General features: G+C 64.8%; 13 protein-coding genes. 5 read left to right on the plus strand and 8 right to left on the minus strand.

All coding sequences use genetic code 11. From position 1 onward, the window contains the following. The first annotated feature begins 143 nt into the window (after positions 1 to 143). A complete protein-coding gene (locus tag NLN62_RS15375) occupies positions 144 to 1,409 on the plus strand; it encodes an NAD(P)/FAD-dependent oxidoreductase (protein WP_254109301.1) in 1,266 nt (421 codons plus the stop codon). 43 nt (positions 1,410 to 1,452) lie between these two features. Here NLN62_RS15375 and NLN62_RS15380 read toward each other — a convergent pair whose 3' ends face one another. From NLN62_RS15380 to NLN62_RS15390, 3 genes are all read right to left on the minus strand, one after another. After that, positions 1,453 to 2,229, minus strand: a complete 777-nt coding sequence (locus NLN62_RS15380) for a cyclase family protein (RefSeq protein ID WP_027521561.1) — start codon at positions 2,227 to 2,229, stop codon at positions 1,453 to 1,455. 11 nt (positions 2,230 to 2,240) lie between these two features. Beyond that, on the minus strand, positions 2,241 to 3,482 hold the full coding sequence (locus NLN62_RS15385) for an MFS transporter (protein ID WP_254109302.1): 1,242 nt from the start codon (positions 3,480 to 3,482) through the stop codon (positions 2,241 to 2,243). A 73-nt stretch (positions 3,483 to 3,555) separates the two neighbouring features. Then, complete coding sequence (locus tag NLN62_RS15390) at positions 3,556 to 4,215, minus strand: GntR family transcriptional regulator (RefSeq protein ID WP_027521563.1); 660 nt, start codon at positions 4,213 to 4,215, stop codon at positions 3,556 to 3,558. A 105-nt stretch (positions 4,216 to 4,320) separates the two neighbouring features. On the opposite strand from NLN62_RS15390, the gene NLN62_RS15395 reads away from it, so the two are divergent. Next, positions 4,321 to 5,307 carry a fumarylacetoacetate hydrolase family protein gene (locus NLN62_RS15395; protein WP_254109303.1) on the plus strand — a complete coding sequence of 329 codons (987 nt, stop codon included), beginning with the start codon at positions 4,321 to 4,323 and terminating at the stop codon, positions 5,305 to 5,307. A 73-nt stretch (positions 5,308 to 5,380) separates the two neighbouring features. Here NLN62_RS15395 and NLN62_RS15400 read toward each other — a convergent pair whose 3' ends face one another. The 3 genes from NLN62_RS15400 to NLN62_RS15410 all read right to left on the minus strand — a co-directional run bounded on the left by NLN62_RS15400 (position 5,381) and on the right by NLN62_RS15410 (position 8,208). Beyond that, positions 5,381 to 6,592, minus strand: coding sequence for an ABC transporter substrate-binding protein (locus NLN62_RS15400; RefSeq protein ID WP_027521565.1), 1,212 nt, complete (start codon positions 6,590 to 6,592; stop codon positions 5,381 to 5,383). A 62-nt stretch (positions 6,593 to 6,654) separates the two neighbouring features. Further along, positions 6,655 to 6,978 (minus strand): 2Fe-2S iron-sulfur cluster-binding protein, encoded by a 324-nt coding sequence (locus NLN62_RS15405; RefSeq protein WP_027521566.1) that lies wholly within the window; start codon positions 6,976 to 6,978, stop codon positions 6,655 to 6,657. Positions 6,979 to 6,987: 9 nt separating this feature from the next. Continuing rightward, positions 6,988 to 8,208 carry a cytochrome P450 gene (locus tag NLN62_RS15410; RefSeq protein WP_254109304.1) on the minus strand — a complete coding sequence of 407 codons (1,221 nt, stop codon included), beginning with the start codon at positions 8,206 to 8,208 and terminating at the stop codon, positions 6,988 to 6,990. Between the two features lie 80 nt (positions 8,209 to 8,288). Here NLN62_RS15410 and NLN62_RS15415 point away from each other — a divergent pair, with 80 nt between their 5' ends. Further along, positions 8,289 to 8,783 (plus strand): MarR family winged helix-turn-helix transcriptional regulator, encoded by a 495-nt coding sequence (locus tag NLN62_RS15415; protein ID WP_027521568.1) that lies wholly within the window; start codon positions 8,289 to 8,291, stop codon positions 8,781 to 8,783. Between the two features lie 359 nt (positions 8,784 to 9,142). Here NLN62_RS15415 and NLN62_RS15420 read toward each other — a convergent pair whose 3' ends face one another. Continuing rightward, complete coding sequence (locus tag NLN62_RS15420; protein ID WP_254109305.1) at positions 9,143 to 10,825, minus strand: tannase/feruloyl esterase family alpha/beta hydrolase; 1,683 nt, start codon at positions 10,823 to 10,825, stop codon at positions 9,143 to 9,145. A 225-nt stretch (positions 10,826 to 11,050) separates the two neighbouring features. Further along, entirely contained in the window at positions 11,051 to 12,907 is a 1,857-nt protein-coding gene (locus NLN62_RS15425) for a feruloyl-CoA synthase (RefSeq protein ID WP_027521570.1), read from the minus strand. 135 nt (positions 12,908 to 13,042) lie between these two features. On the opposite strand from NLN62_RS15425, the gene NLN62_RS15430 reads away from it, so the two are divergent. Next, a complete protein-coding gene (locus NLN62_RS15430; protein ID WP_254109306.1) occupies positions 13,043 to 13,552 on the plus strand; it encodes a MarR family winged helix-turn-helix transcriptional regulator in 510 nt (169 codons plus the stop codon). 196 nt (positions 13,553 to 13,748) lie between these two features. Further along, a complete protein-coding gene (gene atzF / locus NLN62_RS15435) occupies positions 13,749 to 15,557 on the plus strand; it encodes an allophanate hydrolase (RefSeq protein ID WP_027521572.1) in 1,809 nt (602 codons plus the stop codon). The last annotated feature ends 25 nt before the right edge of the window (positions 15,558 to 15,582 follow it).

Here is a 15,582-nt window from a genome sequence, read left to right on the forward strand (position 1 = left end):
CCCTTCGACGAGGGCTGCGGCGCTTTTTCGCGGTCTCGTCGATACGACGTCGCTATTCCTCAATTGATGACGGCTATTGGACCGCGACCCCGTCTTCGCTCTTTAATGAGCGGCGCGCACCCAGCGAATCGAGGGCAGCTTTCATGACTGCGAAACCCCACCGCGTCGTCATTGTCGGGGCCGGCTTCGGCGGGCTGGAGACGACCTACCGGCTCAGCGGCGTGCCGGTCGAGATCACGCTGATCGACCGCCGCAATCATCACCTGTTTCAACCGCTGCTCTACCAGGTCGCGACCGCTTCGCTCGCGACCAGCGATATTGCCTGGCCGGTCCGCCACCTCATGCGGGCGCGGCGCGAAGTGACGACGCTGTTTGCGACCGTGAACGGCGTCGATGCCGAGCGGCGCGCCGTGCTGCTCGATGACGGCAGCGAAGTTCCTTACGACACGCTGGTGCTCGCGACCGGCGTCCGCCACGCTTATTTCGGCCACGACGAATGGGAGCAGTGGGCACCCGGCTTGAAGACGCTGGAGGATGCGACCACGCTGCGCCGTCACATCCTGGTCGCGTTCGAGCGCGCCGAGCGCGAGACCGATCCGGAGCGCCGCGCCGCGCGGCTGACCTTCGTCATCATCGGCGCCGGTCCGACCGGCGTCGAGCTTGCCGGCACCATCGCCGAGATGGCGCATCACACCCTGCCGGGCGATTTTCGCAACATCGACACGCGCAAGGCGCGCGTCGTGCTGATCGAGGCGGGACCGCGCGTGCTCGCCGGCTTTGCCGACGATCTCTCGGCCTATGCACAGGCTTCGCTGGAGAAGATCGGCGTCGAGGTCGTGCTGGAGCAGCCCGTCACCGAGGTTGACCGCGACGGCGTGGTCTATGGCGGACAGCGGCTCAACGCGAAAACCAAGATCTGGGCCGCCGGCGTGCGCGCCTCGCCCGCCGCCGAATGGCTGAACGCGCCGGCCGACCGCGCGGGACGCGTGGAGGTCGAAGGCGACCTGACGGTGCCGGGCCATCCGGATGTCTTCGCCATCGGCGACACCGTCACGATTCCCGCGTGGGACGGCAAGCCCGTACCCGGCATCGCGCCGGCGGCCAAGCAGCAGGGACGCTACGTTGCAAACCTCATCAAGGCTCGGCTGCGCGGCGAGAAGCTCGGCCCCTTCCGCTACAAGCATGCCGGCAGCCTCGCGCAGATCGGCAAGCGTCTCGCGGTGATCGATTTCGGCCGCGTAAAGCTGCGCGGCGCGATCGCGTGGTGGATCTGGGGCATCGCCCACATCTACTTCCTGATCGGCCTGCGCCATCGGCTCGCCGTCGCGCTGACCTGGCTCTGGATCTACGTCCGTGACCAGCGCGCCGCACGCCTGATCACGCAAGGCAGCAGCAAGGTGTCGGGGTGACGTTCCTCTCCCTCTGCCCGTTCTTACGGGGAGAGGTGACGCCTCAGCCGTCGATGATCGCCACTGCGCGGGTCCAGCCGGCCGACGCGCGCGCGATCTTGACTGGAAAGCACGACACAGTGAATCCGGTCGAGGGCAGGAGCTCCAGATTGTGCAGCTTCTCCAGATGGCAGTAGCCGGTGTGCCGGCCGGCCTTGTGCCCCTCCCAGATCAACGAGGCATCCCTGGTTTCGGCATATTTCTGCGCTGTGAAGACAAAGGGAGCGTCCCAGCTCCAGGCATCCGTTCCGGTCAGCCGCACGCCGCGATCCAGGAGGTACATCGTCGCCTCATACCCCAGGCCGCAACCGGAACTGACGTAGTCGGGCAGGCCGAACCTGGCGCCGGCACGGGTGTTGACGACGACGATCTCAAGCGGCTTCAGCGTGTGGCCGATACGCTCGAGCTCGACTTCGACGTCCTTGGCGGTCGCCACATGACCGTCCGGCAGATGCCGGAAATCGAGCTTCACGCCCGGCTGGAAACACCATTCCAGCGGCACCTCGTCGATGGTCCACGACGACTGGCCGCGATTCATCGTCGGGTGAAAGTGCCAGGGCGCATCCAGATGGGTACCGTTATGGGTCGACAGCGTCACGTGCTCGACCGCCCAGCCCTGCCCGTCCGGCAGATCCTCCGCCTTCAGGCCTGCAAAGAATTGCAGCATGCCCGGCAGGCCTTGCTGGTGATCGATGTACTGAATGGTTGGCCGGTTGCCAGGGGGATCCGCTGGCACATCGTTCTGCAACGGGACCGAGATGTCGATGATTCGCCTTGCCATGTCTCTTGATCCTACGACGTTCCCTGCATCTCGTTGTCAGACGTCCCGACAAAGCGCGGCAATGTCCCGAGAGACAATGCCCCGAAAACGAGACACGCCACCATCAGCCAAAGTGCGGCCTCGTAGTTCTTGTTGAGGTCGAACAGGCGTCCCATGACGGCGGGGCCAGCAGCCGCGCCGACGCTGAACAGCGAATAGGCCAATCCATAGAGGAAGCCGCAATTGCGCATGCCGAAGTAGCGCGCGGTCAGGTAGGCGATGAGATCGATTTCCGCGCCGAAGGCAAAGCCGATCAGCAGTGCAGCGACCGGAGCGCCTTGCGCACCACCGTAGTTGAGAAGCGCGCAGCCTGCTGCCGCAACCAAGAAGACTGTGCAAGCCACGTAGGGCGCAAAGATGCGATCAATGCCCCATCCGATCAGCACACGCCCGGCAATGACGCCGACACCGATCAGCGAGGCGACGCCGGCGGCGGTCGACAGCGGCACGCCGGCATCCCGCAGCAGCGGCACCAGATGAACGACCGTTCCCGATATGGCTGCCGCAACGGCGAGGAACCCAATCGCGATGGTCCAGAAGACGCGAGACCGTAGCGCCTCCCAGCGTCCGGCGCCCGCCGTGACAGTACGCGTCGGCTGCATCGCGCCTTCCAGATCGCGGAAGCCGAAATAGACCAGGGGCCAGGCCACAGCGGCGAGCGCAGCCAGGACGATGAAGCCCGCGTGCCAGCCAAATGACGCGATCTGCGAGGCGAGCAGCGGCGGCAAGGCCAGTGCAGAGATCCCGCCTCCGGCCAATACGATGCCGAGCGCCAGACCGCGCGACGCGCTGAAGTTGGCGTTGACGACCCGGGTGTAGACGACCGGCGTCGTGCCGCCGCCGAAACATCCGGCGGCAAAGAACAATGCATAAAAGGCGGAGATGGAATCGTTGAGGCTGCCGAGACCGACCATGCTCAGCACCAAGAGCGGGATCGATATCAGCGCGACGATCCGCGCGCCGAACCTGTCGATCAGCGAGCCGACGACCGGCCCGGAAACGACGAGGCCGGCGGTGAGGTAGATCAAGGCGCCGGAAATCTGCCCGCGGTTCCAGTTGAACTCTCGCTGCAGCGGCTCGAAAAATACCCCGATGCTGTAGAACAAGAGAGACGACGCGCCGACCGCGATGCCGACGAGCGCCATGGCCAGGATGAACCAGCCGCGGGTGATCTCATGCTTCCGCAGCCCGACTGGATGATCGATCAAACTCACAACTCCCTCCCTCATACTGAATTCTCCCTGCGCTCTTTGCTTTGGGTTCTGTCGCGCAGATGCTGGCTTCGCTCTAGTCGGGCATCGCCCCGTAGATGTCGCTGTAGGTGCGCTGGAGATGAGCCGTGAGCTTGGTCACGGCGGCGCTGGCGGAACGCGACAGGACGACGTTGGCGAGCGCCTCGTGCTCGGCAACGAAGTCCTGCGCGACGACGGCATTCGAGAGCATCAGATTGCGATACCGCGACGCCTGATCGTAGAGCTGACTTGCCAGCCCAACGGTTCGCGGCGAACTGCAAGCCGCGATCAGGCCGGCATGAAATAATTTGTGAACCCTGTCGAGCTCGGGCGTATTCTTCAGAATCCTGGATCGACCGGCGACACGCTTGAGCTGGTGCAGGCAGGAGACGATCTCTCCCTCCCATTTCGCATCGCCATGTCGGATCGACTGGCGCAGCGCCGCCGCTTCGAGCGCAATTCGCGTCGATGTGATGTCGGCGAGATCCGTGTCGCTCATGGGCGCCACACGGAATCCACGCTGCCCCACCGCGATCACCAGCCCCTTTGACGCGAGCCGCGACAATGCCTCGCGGGCCGGCGTCTGGCTGACGCCGTAGTCAGCCGCGATGTCTGCGATCTTGAGCTTGGCGCCCGGGCGCAGCTCGCCCTTGACGATGGCGACTTCCAACGCTGCTTCGGCGCGCTCGGTAAGGGTCGCGCTTTCCTGATCCATGGACCTTGCCTTCGCTGATGGTCGTCCTGGGCTTGCGGACGAACGGCTGGCATTGACAACTTTGTATATTTTAGTGAAGAACATATATTTTTCAAGGAGCCCTCAATGAAACTTGCGACATTCGTTCCGCCTGGCGGGTCTGCCCGACCCGGCGCGATCATCGACACTGCTGGAGGTCAGCGGGTGCTCGACCTTGTGGCCGCGGCGACACGAACGGGCCGCGCGGATGCCGTTGGCGCGAGCCTGCTGCAATTGATCGAGGCGGGAGAAGCAGCTCTCGAAGCCACGCGTCGGGTGGTGGAAGCCTGTGCGGCGGACGAGGACATCTCCTCCCCGCTCGACCGCATCAGGCTCTTGGCTCCGGTCCCCGAGCCGCCGCAGATGCGCGATTTTTCGGTCTTTCCCGGGCACATCCGCGAAGCTCCGGCGGGCATGGCGCGCATCGCGCAGCGGAAGGGGGTCGCAAGCGATGCGCCCAGACGACCACTCCAGGAGGTGCCCCAAGTCTACCGCGAGCGGCCGATCTACTACATCACCAACCGCTTCAGCGTGTCCGGCCCGGACGCGACGGTGCCGTGGCCCGCGTACAGCGAGCTGATGGATTTCGAGCTCGAGTTCGGGATTTTCCTGTCGAAGGGAGGATGCGACATCCCGCTCGCGAAGGCGCGTGAGCACATCTTCGGCTACACGATCTACAATGACTTCTCCGCGCGCGACGCGCAGTTTGAGGAAATGCGGGGCATGCTCGGCCCCGCCAAAGGCAAGAGCTTCGATGCCGGCAACGTGATCGGCCCCTGGATCGTGACCTCGGACGAAATTCCCGATCCCTACAATCTTGCCATGCGTGCACGCGTCAATGGCGAGATCTGGACCGACAGCACGAGCAGCGGCATGCTGCACTCCTTCGAGGACATGATCGCCCATGTCTCGCGCGGCGAGACGTTGCGGGCGGGTGAATTCATGGGCTCAGGTACGGTCGGCGGCGGCTGCGGCCTCGAGCTCGATCGCTGGTTGCACCATGGCGATACCGTCGAGCTCGAGGTCGAGAGGATCGGCAGACTGCGCAATCAGGTGCTCCGCAGGGATGTCTGAACCGCGACGCTCTTGCAAACTCCTTCTTCTCCCCTTGTAAGGGGAGAAGTGCCGCGGATACTCGCGGCTGCAATTACTTCACCAGCGAACACCCACCCTCCGCCATCGGCCGGAAGGCCTGATCCGCAGGGATCGTCGAGACCAACTTGTAATAGTCGTACGGATATTTCGACTCCTCCGGCTTCTTCACCTCGAACAGGTACATCGGGTGCACGACGCGGCCGTCCTGGCGGATCGCAGTGTCGCCGAACAGCTTGTCCTTGCCTTGGAACTTCTTCATCTCCGGCACGACAGCCCCAGCATTATCGCTGCCAGTTGCGGCAACCGCGTTGAGATAGGCGAGCGTCGAGGCATAGACGCCGGCCTGGTTGCCGCTCGGCATCTTGCCGTTCATGCCGGGGCGCGCGGCAAAGCGTTTTGCGAAGGCGCGGGTGTCGTCGTTCATGTCCCAGTAGAAGGCTTCCATGAGCTGGAGGCCTTGAGCGACCTTCAAACCCATGCCGTGAACGTCGTTGATGAAGAGCAGGAAGGCGACGAGCTTCTGCCCGCTCTGCTGGATGCCGAACTCGGCGGCCTGCTTCACTGCGTTGATGGTGTCGCCGCCGGCATTGGCGAGGCCAATCACCTGCGCCTTCGAGCCCTGCGCCTGCAGCAGGAACGAGGCGAAATCGGAGGTGCCGAGCGGATGTTTTGAGGAGCCGATCACCTTGCCGCCATGCGCCTCGATGTATTTCTGCGCCTCTGACTCGATACCCTTGCCGAGCGCGAAGTCGACCGTGAGGAAGTACCATTCTTTGCCGCCGCGCGAGACCATCGCGGCCGCCGTGGTATTGCCGGTCGCCCAGGTGTCGTTGACCCATTGGATGGTGTTGGGCGAGCAGGCCTTGCCGGTGAGGTCGGCACTTGCCGTGGACGATGCCAGGAACGTCATGCGGCTGTCGCGCAGCAGCGTGTTGATGGAGAGACCGACCGCCGAATTCGGCACGTCGACGATCGCATCGACGCCCTCGACATCGAGCCATTTGCGCGCGATTGCCGCGCCGACGTCGGCCTTGTTCTGGTGGTCGGCATAGACGATCTCGACCTTGATGTTCTTTCCCCCGCCATTGAAGTCCTCGGCCGCCATGCGCGCGGCTTCGACAGAGCCCATGCCGTTGGTGTCCTGAAAAATGCCGGAAATGTCGTTGAGCACGCCGATACGTACGACATTGTCGGATATTTCGGCGCTGGCCGAGCCGGCAATCAGGCATGCCGCAAGCGCAAGCGTCCACTTCAAGTGCCTCATCATTCCCTCTCCTGTTGAATTTTCGGTCGTGCCACCGGTCGTTGCCGAGGGCGATCAGAACGTTAGACCTGCCGCTCCGGCAGGCGCAGCACGAGCCCGTCGAGCTCGTGTGTGATCCTGATCTGGCAGGACAGCCGGCTGTTGGCCATGCGCTCGGCGGCGGCGCCGTCGAGCAGCGCGTCCTCGTCATCCGCCATCGCCGGCAGGCGCGCGAGCCAGCCGTCGTCGACATAGACATGGCAGGTCGCGCACATCGTGTTGCCGCCGCATTCGGCCAAAATGCCGTCGAGGCCGTGGCGGGTCGCGGCGTGCATGGCGCTCTCGCCGTCGCTGACGTCAACACGATCGGTTTTGCCGCCGGAATGGATGAAGGTGATCGCAGGCATCAAAGATCCTCAAGCCGGAGTGATGGTCACCGGCAGGCTGTCGAGCCCGCGCAGCGTATTGTTGAAGCGGCGCTTCGGCTCGCCCGTGATCTCGATCTTCGCGATACGCCGCGCCAGCGCCGACAGCATCACTTCACCCTCGAGGCGTGCGACGAGCTGGCCGACGCACATGTGGATGCCCGAACCGAAGCCGACATGGCCGGAGGTACGTCGCGTGATGTCATAGGTATCGGGCTTGTCCCAGCGCCGCGGATCGCGATTGGCCGCGCCAAGGAACATCAAAACCTTCTCGCCCTCGCCGATGACAGCGCCACCAATTTCGACCTCGCGCGTCGTGGTGCGGAAGAAGGTCTGCACGGGGCTCTCGAAACGCACGGCTTCCTCGAAGGCATTGCGCGCCAACGTAGGATCATCGCGCAGCCGCTGCCACTGATCGGGAAATCGCGCGAGACAATAGACCGCGGCGCCGATGCCGTTGACGGTGGTGTCGAGCCCCGCCGACAGCAGCGAGCGCACCAGGAGCGGTGCCTCCGTCGCAGTGATCTCGCCTTCATCGACGCGGGCGTGGATGCAGGCCCCGAAACCGCCGGGCGCAAGGTTCTCGCGCTGGCATTGCTCGGCGATATAGGCCTGGTGCGGCGCCGAGCGCTCGATAGCCTCCTGGCGCAACTGGTTCGGCGGGCCGAAGGCGTTGAACACCAGGCTCGCATAGGGGATGAGATGCTCGCGGCCTTCCGGCCTCAAGCCCAACGCGTCCGGGAAGATCGAAAGCGGATAGGCTTCCGCGAGATCAGCGATCGCATCAAAGCTGCGCTTCTCCAGCAAGAGATCCACCCGCTCCTCTGCCGCTGCGGCAAAGCGATCGCGCACCTGCTTCATCACCGTCGGCGACAGCACGCGCGAGAGCACGGCGCGGGTGCGCGTGTGGGCGGGCGGATCGGCTTCCAGGATCAGGCTCGGCGGCCGCCACGGCTTCTCCTTCTTGAAGTCGCTGAGGCCCACGCCGCGGCTGGAGCAGAACGTCATGGGATCGTTCAGCACCGCATGGACTTCGGCATAGCGCGCGACGCCATAGACGTTCCACTTGTCGAGATAGACCACGGGGCCGGCGTCCCGCAGCACGTCATGGGTGGGAAAGGGATCGGCGAAGAACCCGATCGCGAAGGGATCGACATCGAGATGCGGGATGGCGGGCGGGCCGCCGGTCGAAGCGAAGCTGGCTGCACTCATTCACATCCTCCCAATTTTGCGCTTGTGGAGCGCGCGCGCATGTCCTTATTTCTGTCGCGCATGAAGCGAGCCCCGATCAGATGACCGCGCCCTCGACCAGAAGCCACAAGAAGCCTGCGGAAGCGGGGCCGACGCTCGATCTCGACCGTTACGTCCCGGCCTTCATCACCTTCATCGCCAACAAGCTCTCGAACAGCGCGACCGCATTCTATCAGCGCGAATTCGGCGTCAACGTCACGGAATGGCGGATCATGTCGCTGCTCGCGATCGAGCCGGGCATTCCGGCCTCGCGCATCTGCCACGTCATCGGCTTCGACAAGGGGCCGGTGAGCCGGACATTGGCGAGTCTCGAAAAGCGCGGGCTGGTGGCGATCCGCAGCGATCCCAACGACGGACGCACGCACTCGATCTCGCTCACCGCAAAAGGCCGCGCCACCCATGACAAGGTGATCGTCGCCGCCTTCGCGCGCGAGCGGCGGCTGCTGTCGTGCCTGTCCAGGGACGAGCAGGAGGTGCTGATCGATCTGTTGCGCCGGCTGCACGAAAATCTCGGCGCGGTGACCGGCGACGCGTAACGGCGCGCATCTCGTGCGCGCCAGATCGCGTTCACCTGGCATGCGCCAGCGATTGCCGGCGGCACCATTCCTGCCGAACATGAATCCTCCCGTTGAGGCGCAGCGGTTTTCCCGCCGTCACCCTTGCCTGCGAAGGACTCGCATAAATTAGTTGCTTAGGCAACAAAAAGTTTCAGGAGACGTTTTAGGACAGGAGCGTTGGCCTTGGTGGAAAGCCCGCGGTCTCGTGTCCCGGACGCGGCGCGGCATGAAATGACGCGACGCAGAGCCGGGACCCAGCAGTATGGGCCCCGGCTCTGCAGTGCAGCGCTACGCGCCGCACTGCGTCCGGGGCACGAGATTGCACTTCGGTCTCTCAGTTACGGCGCCTTGCAGACGAAGTTCGCGGCGTCCTCGATATCGCCCTGCCCCGAGTAGGCCGCATACGTCGGATAGGGACAGAGCGGCCGCGTGCGGCCCGGGCTCCAAGCCGCCGGGACTTCCTTGTTCGCCGGATTGATCGAGGCGACGATCCGCTCGGGCGCCTTGCCCTGCTCCACCCAATCCGTCAGCGCGGTCAGCGCATCGAACTTGTCGAGCGTGACGCCGCCGCCGCAATGCGTGCCGCCAGGCATGGTGAAGAGGCGCGCAAAATTGTTGGCGTTTCCTTGCGCGTTCTTGTTCAACCGGTCGTACCAGCGGATGGTGTCGTTGACCGAGAACACCGGATCGGCCTGCCCGTGATAGATCAGCATCTTGCGACCTGCTTTCTGCAGGCCGGCGAGCTTGGGATCATCGACATCGGGCGGCGTCATGAAGTCCATCGCCGACTCCGTGAAGGGGCCATCCTTGGCAAAAATCTTCGGCGCGTCCTTGTCGAAGTCGTAGGCCTTCAGCGCGTCGATCAGCTTCTCATTGCTGCCCTCCACCGCGACGGGCGGAGTCGAGAAGATATAGTTCAGCGACACTGCGCCCATGGTCGCGATGATCGGGAAATTGTTCCAGGGCGCGACAGGACTCTCGACCTTCCAGGCGCGCCAATTGCCGGTGCCGATGCCACCATCGAGCGGCCAGTCCGAATAGAGCGCCTCGCCCTTCGAATTTTTCGGACCGGCAAGGCTGGTCCTGAGCGCATCGACCTTGGCTTCCGGCAAGCAAGCATTGGTCTGGCCCGGAGCGCAAACTAGGATCTTGAAATCGAACGCCTTCTGGCAGGCGGCGAGATTGGACGTGAGGCCATCCTTCGCTCCATCGAGCGCATCGCAGGCCTCGGTGATGCGCGAGGCGATTGTCTGCGCCTCCTCCTTGGTGATCGACTTGCGGAGATCCGGATCAGCCTTCAGGAAGGCCTGCACGTCCCAGGCGTGCTGGACCGCGGCGCGCGGCAGATCGAAGCCGGGATTGCCGACGAGGAAGCCATCATAGTTTTCTGGCATGCGCGATGCTGCCACCATCGCATGACGTCCGCCGTTCGAGCAGCCTGCCATGTAGGAACGATCCGGCTGGCGGCCGTAATGCAGCGCGATGATCTTCTTCGCGACCGGCGAGAGCGTCATGTCGGCGGAATAGCCGTAATCGCGCCGCGCCTGCGGGTCGAGCCCGAAGGCCGCGCCTGCGGCGAGCCCGAGCGGCTTGTTCGCGGGATCGGAACCGGAATGACCACTGTCGGATGACAGCACCGCAAAACCGCGGGCGAGCGGCACCGTGCCGCCCGAGGCCCACCCGTCCGGCTTGTCACCGAGCGCCGGCACCACGACGCCGTCATTGCCGCCATTGACCTGATGGAGGAAGCGACCGTTCCATTCGGCCGGCAGCCTGAGCTCGAACTGGATGGCATAGGACTTTCCGTCCGCACCGGTGCGCTGATTGGCGAGGCCGGTCACGATGCAATGCTTGGGCAGACCGTTGCCGGCCTCCTGAAGCTTGGAGCTAACGATCTCGACGCCCGGGACGGACAACGACGCCGAGGTAACGGGCGAGCAGCCCTCGCCTTCGGCGCGCGCGAGCGCGGTGGATCCAAGAAGGGCAGCCAGCGCGACTGCCGATATCAAGCCAGACCTCACGGCGGCCTCCCATGTTTGATTATATAGTATAATTATTACTCATATTCCATATCTTGGCAAGCCGAACTCTCGTGTCCCGGACGCGGCGCAGCACGCAGTGATGCGCTGCAGAGCCGGGGCCCAGTCTTTCTTTGAAGACGGCCATGGGTCCCGGCTCTGCGTCGCATCGCCAAGCGCGCTGCGCCGCGTCCGGGGCACGAGAGCGTTTAGCGTGGAGGCGATCGGTTACCTGGCGCAGCCGATCCATTCGGCCGACGCGTCATCGTTCAGCCGCGCCACTGCCTCCGCTCGGCGCGTCAGCACGGCGCGCTGGTTGATGTAACCCTTGTCGGTGATCTCGCCACCGTCGACCGAAGGCGGCTCCGCCAGCAGCAGCGCGCGCGTCGCGTGGCCGGAGGAGTTTGCACCTTGCGCTTTCAGCTTTGCGAGCCCCAGCGCGATCGCACTTCTCACCTTGTCGTGGCCAAGCACCTCGCTCACGGCAGCTGCATCCGGCAGCCCCGCATGCGTCCGACAACCTGCGATGTTGGGAAATACCAGGAAGCGCACGTCATCGCCGCCATGGCCCGTCACGACGATGTCCTGCGCCAGCGGTGCGAGCGACGCAATGCCGGCGACGCGCAGCGTGCCGACACTGACCCAGGTGCCGGAATTCAGCTTGAAGTCCTCGGCGACGCGGCCGTCGAAGAACAGGCCGCGCTCGGGGCGCGCGCTGTCGGCGAATTTCACGGCGTCGCCGATGAGGTAAAAACCTTCCTCATCGAACGCCTGCTTCGTCAGCTCCGGCGCCTTCCAATATCCCGGCGTGACGTTGGGGCCGCGCACGCGCACTTCCAGCTTGTCACCAGAGGTGACGAGTTTCAGCTCGGTGCCGGGGATCGGCACGCCGATATTGCCGGAGCGCTCGGCCAGGAAGTGGCAGTCGGTCGCGAGCGGCGAGGTTTCCGTCGAGCCCCAGGCCGACACCATCGGCAGCGCGCGACCGACGGTCTTGAGCGAGAGCTCCTCGAGCGCATCCCAGAGATTCTGCGGCAGCGCCGCGCCGGCATAGAAGGCGAACTTGACCTCGCCGAAGAAACGGCGCCGCAGCTCCTCGTCGGTGCGCAACGCCGCGATCAGCATGTCGAAGCCGCGCGGCACGTTGAAATAGACCGTCGGCATCACGCTCTTCAAGTTCGCCAGCGACGTCGCAAAGAGTCCGGGCGCCGGCTTGCCGCCGTCGATATAGAGCGAGCCGCCATTGCGCAGCACCAGATTGAAATTGTGGTTGGCGCCGAACGTATGACTCCAGGGCAGCCAGTCGAGGATCACGAGGTCGCCGCCTTGCGCGAGAAAGGTCCAGGTCTGCGCCTTGGCCTGCTGGCTCGAGGTCAGCATGCGCTGGGTGTTGATCACGGCCTTCGGAGTGCCGGTCGAGCCCGAGGTGAACAGGAATTTTGCGATCGTGTCCGGCGTCACCGCGGCGAAAGCCTTTGCGACGTCGGAAGACTCCGGCGTCGCGGTGAGCGCGCGGAAGGACAGCGCATCGGCGTCATCGGGATTGCCGCTCACGATTTCCGCCTGATGCAGCGGCCTGATCGCGGCCAGCGCTGCCGCGAACGGTTTTGTGTCGCTGACATAGATCACGCCGGGCTGAAGCAGGCTGATCATGCTCTTGAGCTTGTCGAAATCCCTGGACATCAGCGAGTAGGCCGGCGAGATCGCGGCGGAGGGCACGCCGACATGCTGGGCAGCCAGCGCGAGCAGCGCGTGATCGACGCTGTTGTCGGAGAGGATGACGAGCGGACGCTCCGTGCTCAGCCCTTCCGCGAGGATCCAGGACGCCAGCGAGCGCACCTGCTGCAAGGCTTGCGCGTAGGTGACGCTGGTCCAGGACGCGTCAGGCTTGCCACGCTCTGCCAGGAAGATCTTGCTCGGCGCTTGCAGCGCCCATTGCTCCAGCCAGTCGCCGGTGCAGCGCGCAGCCTCGCGCAAGGGATCGGGCGAGCGCAACACGATGCTGCCGTCGGCGCGATGCTCGGCGACCGTCCTGGGCGTTGCGAACAGGCTGGAAGCCTCACCTCCTACGGCGGCCATGGTCATGGGTGTCCTCCCGGGCAGCGGCCTCGTGCGGGCTGCTTTGGCAATAATGTTGGGCAGAGCAATTGTTGTCGTCAACAACAATCTTTGCCAAAGCCCGGCGAGGCGCTAGACTTGCGCGCCGCCGGAGAAAAGAAAGTGACAACCAGTGCAGGTCGAAATGAACTGCCAACCCGCGCGCCGCGCAAGCGGGCCGGCAGGGGCGCGGCGCGTCCCGATGACGCGGACGAGGTCGGTCTCGACGCGCTGGTCGGTCACGCCGGCTATGCGGTGCGGCGCTTCCAGATCTGGATTTTTCAGGACTTCGTCCGCACGCTCGCTTCAGTCGACATCCGGCCAACGCAATATTCGGTGATGACCGTGATCGGCGCCAATCCGGGCCTCTCCCAGATGGCGGTCGCAAAGCGCCTCGGCATCGAGCGGGCGCGGCTGGTACATCTCCTCGACAGCCTCGAGGGGCGCAAGCTCGTCAGGCGGATCAAGTCGAAGACGGACCGCCGCTCCCACGCCCTGCATCTCACCGCGCAGGGCGGGCTGTCGCTGGCGAAGTTCAAGCAGCTCGCCGCCGAGCACGAGCGCCATGTCGAGGAGAAGATCGGCAGGGGGAACCGGGAGCGGCTGTTGCAGATCCTCGCCGGTTTTACCTGAACCGCCGCTGCTCAAAAGTTGCGCAAATGCACACATCCGGGCGTTACCCCCGCACCGCTGCCGGCCGGTGATTATTCTCGTAACTGACTGATCTTTCGATAATATCCGGAGAAGACGGCCTGCACGGATTCTGTACACAATGGCACATCGCTTGCTTCATGGCTGCCAGAAGTCCGTTGCCGGAGTTTTTGTTGCCATGGGGGCTGACCAGCCTGAGACGGTAGCCGCGATCGTCGCCGCGCATCGCGCGGGCGCGATGACGCCGGCGGAGACGATCGCGCGCAGCTATCAGCGTATCCGCGACTATGGCGATGATGCCGTCTTCATCAGCCTGCGCGACGAGAAGGACGCGATCGCGGAGGCTGAGAAGCTTGCGGCACGGAAAGATGCAGCGAGCCTGCCGCTCTACGGCGTGCCTGTCGCGGTGAAGGACAATATCGACGCGCTGGGCTTTCCGACCACGGCGGCCTGCCCGGCCTTCTCCTACACGCCGACGCGTGACTCCACAGCCGTCGAGCGCCTGCGCGCGGCCGGCGCCATCATCATCGGCAAGACCAATCTCGACCAGTTCGCAACCGGCCTCGTCGGCGTGCGCTCACCCTATGGGGTCCCCAAAAATCCAATTCGCGAGGATCTCGTTCCCGGCGGATCGAGCTCGGGCTCGGCAACTGCCGTCGGCGCGGGTCTCGTGCCGCTGTCGCTTGGCACCGACACTGCGGGAAGCGGCCGCGTGCCGGCGATGCTCAACAACATCGTCGGGCTGAAGCCGAGCCTCGGCATGATCTCGACGGCAGGGCTCGTGCCCGCATGCCGCACGCTCGATTGCATCTCGGTGTTCGCTCTCACGGTCGACGATGCCGCGCTCGCGCTTGCCGTGATGGCGGGGCCGGACCAGGCCGATCCATTCTCGCGCGACCGGCCGCTTGGCGCGATGACACCGTTTCCAGCCACCGTTCGTCTGGGCGTGCCGCGCAACGGGCAACTGATCTTCTTCGGCGACAAGAAATCGGAGGCCGCCTATGGCGAGGCCCTGAAGCGCTGGACGACACTTGGCGCGACACTCGTCGAGTTCGACCTCGAGCCGTTCTACGAGACCGCGCGGCTGCTCTATGAGGGACCCTGGGTCGCCGAGCGCTATCTCGTGATCCGCAATCTCCTCGCCTCCGCGCCGGATGCGATCCATCCGGTGACGCGGGAGATCACCGCCGCGGGCGCGCGGCTCACCGCGGCCGAGACCTTCTCCGCGCTCTATCGCCTGCAAGGGCTGCGCAAGATCGTCGAGCGCGCCTTCGCGCATCTGGATGCGATGGTGCTGCCGACGGCGCCCACGGTCTATTCGACCGCGCAGGTGCTCGCCAACCCGATCGAGCTCAACAGCCGGCTCGGCACCTACACCAACTTCGTCAATCTGCTCGATCTCTGCGGCCTGGCGCTGCCGGCATCGATGCGACCCGACGGCGCGCCCTTCGGCATCACGCTGCTCGCGCCCGCCGGCCGCGATGGATTCCTCGCCAGCATCGGCCGCGTGTTCCACGCCGACACCAAGCTCAGCGTGGGCGCGAAGGGTGTTGTGCAAGCACCACTCGCTCCGTTGCCGGCCAGCAGCGCCGACGAGATTCCGATTGCCGTGGTCGGCGCGCATCTGTCCGGGATGGCGCTGAACGGCGAGTTGAAGGCGCTGAACGCTCACCTGATCGAAGCCACGAAGACGGCGCCCGACTACAAGCTCTACGCGCTCGACACAACGCCGCCAAAACCTGGCATGCTGCGCGTCGAGGCCGGCAAGGGATCTGCGATCGAGCTGGAGATCTGGTCCCTTTCGGCGTCCGCCTTCGGCAAGTTCGTCAACGCGATCCCGCCGCCGCTGTCGATCGGCAGCATCAAGCTCGCCGATGGCCGCAGCGTGAAGGGCTTCATCGTCGAGCCGGAAGCGCTGGGCGCCGCGCGCGACATCACGGCCTATGGTGGCTGGCGCGCGTATATGGCGGAAGCTGCGACGGCGTAGTCGCCTGTCGTAGGGTGGGCAAAGC

Source organism: Bradyrhizobium sp. CCGUVB23, assembly GCF_024199885.1.
Taxonomy (GTDB): domain Bacteria; phylum Pseudomonadota; class Alphaproteobacteria; order Rhizobiales; family Xanthobacteraceae; genus Bradyrhizobium.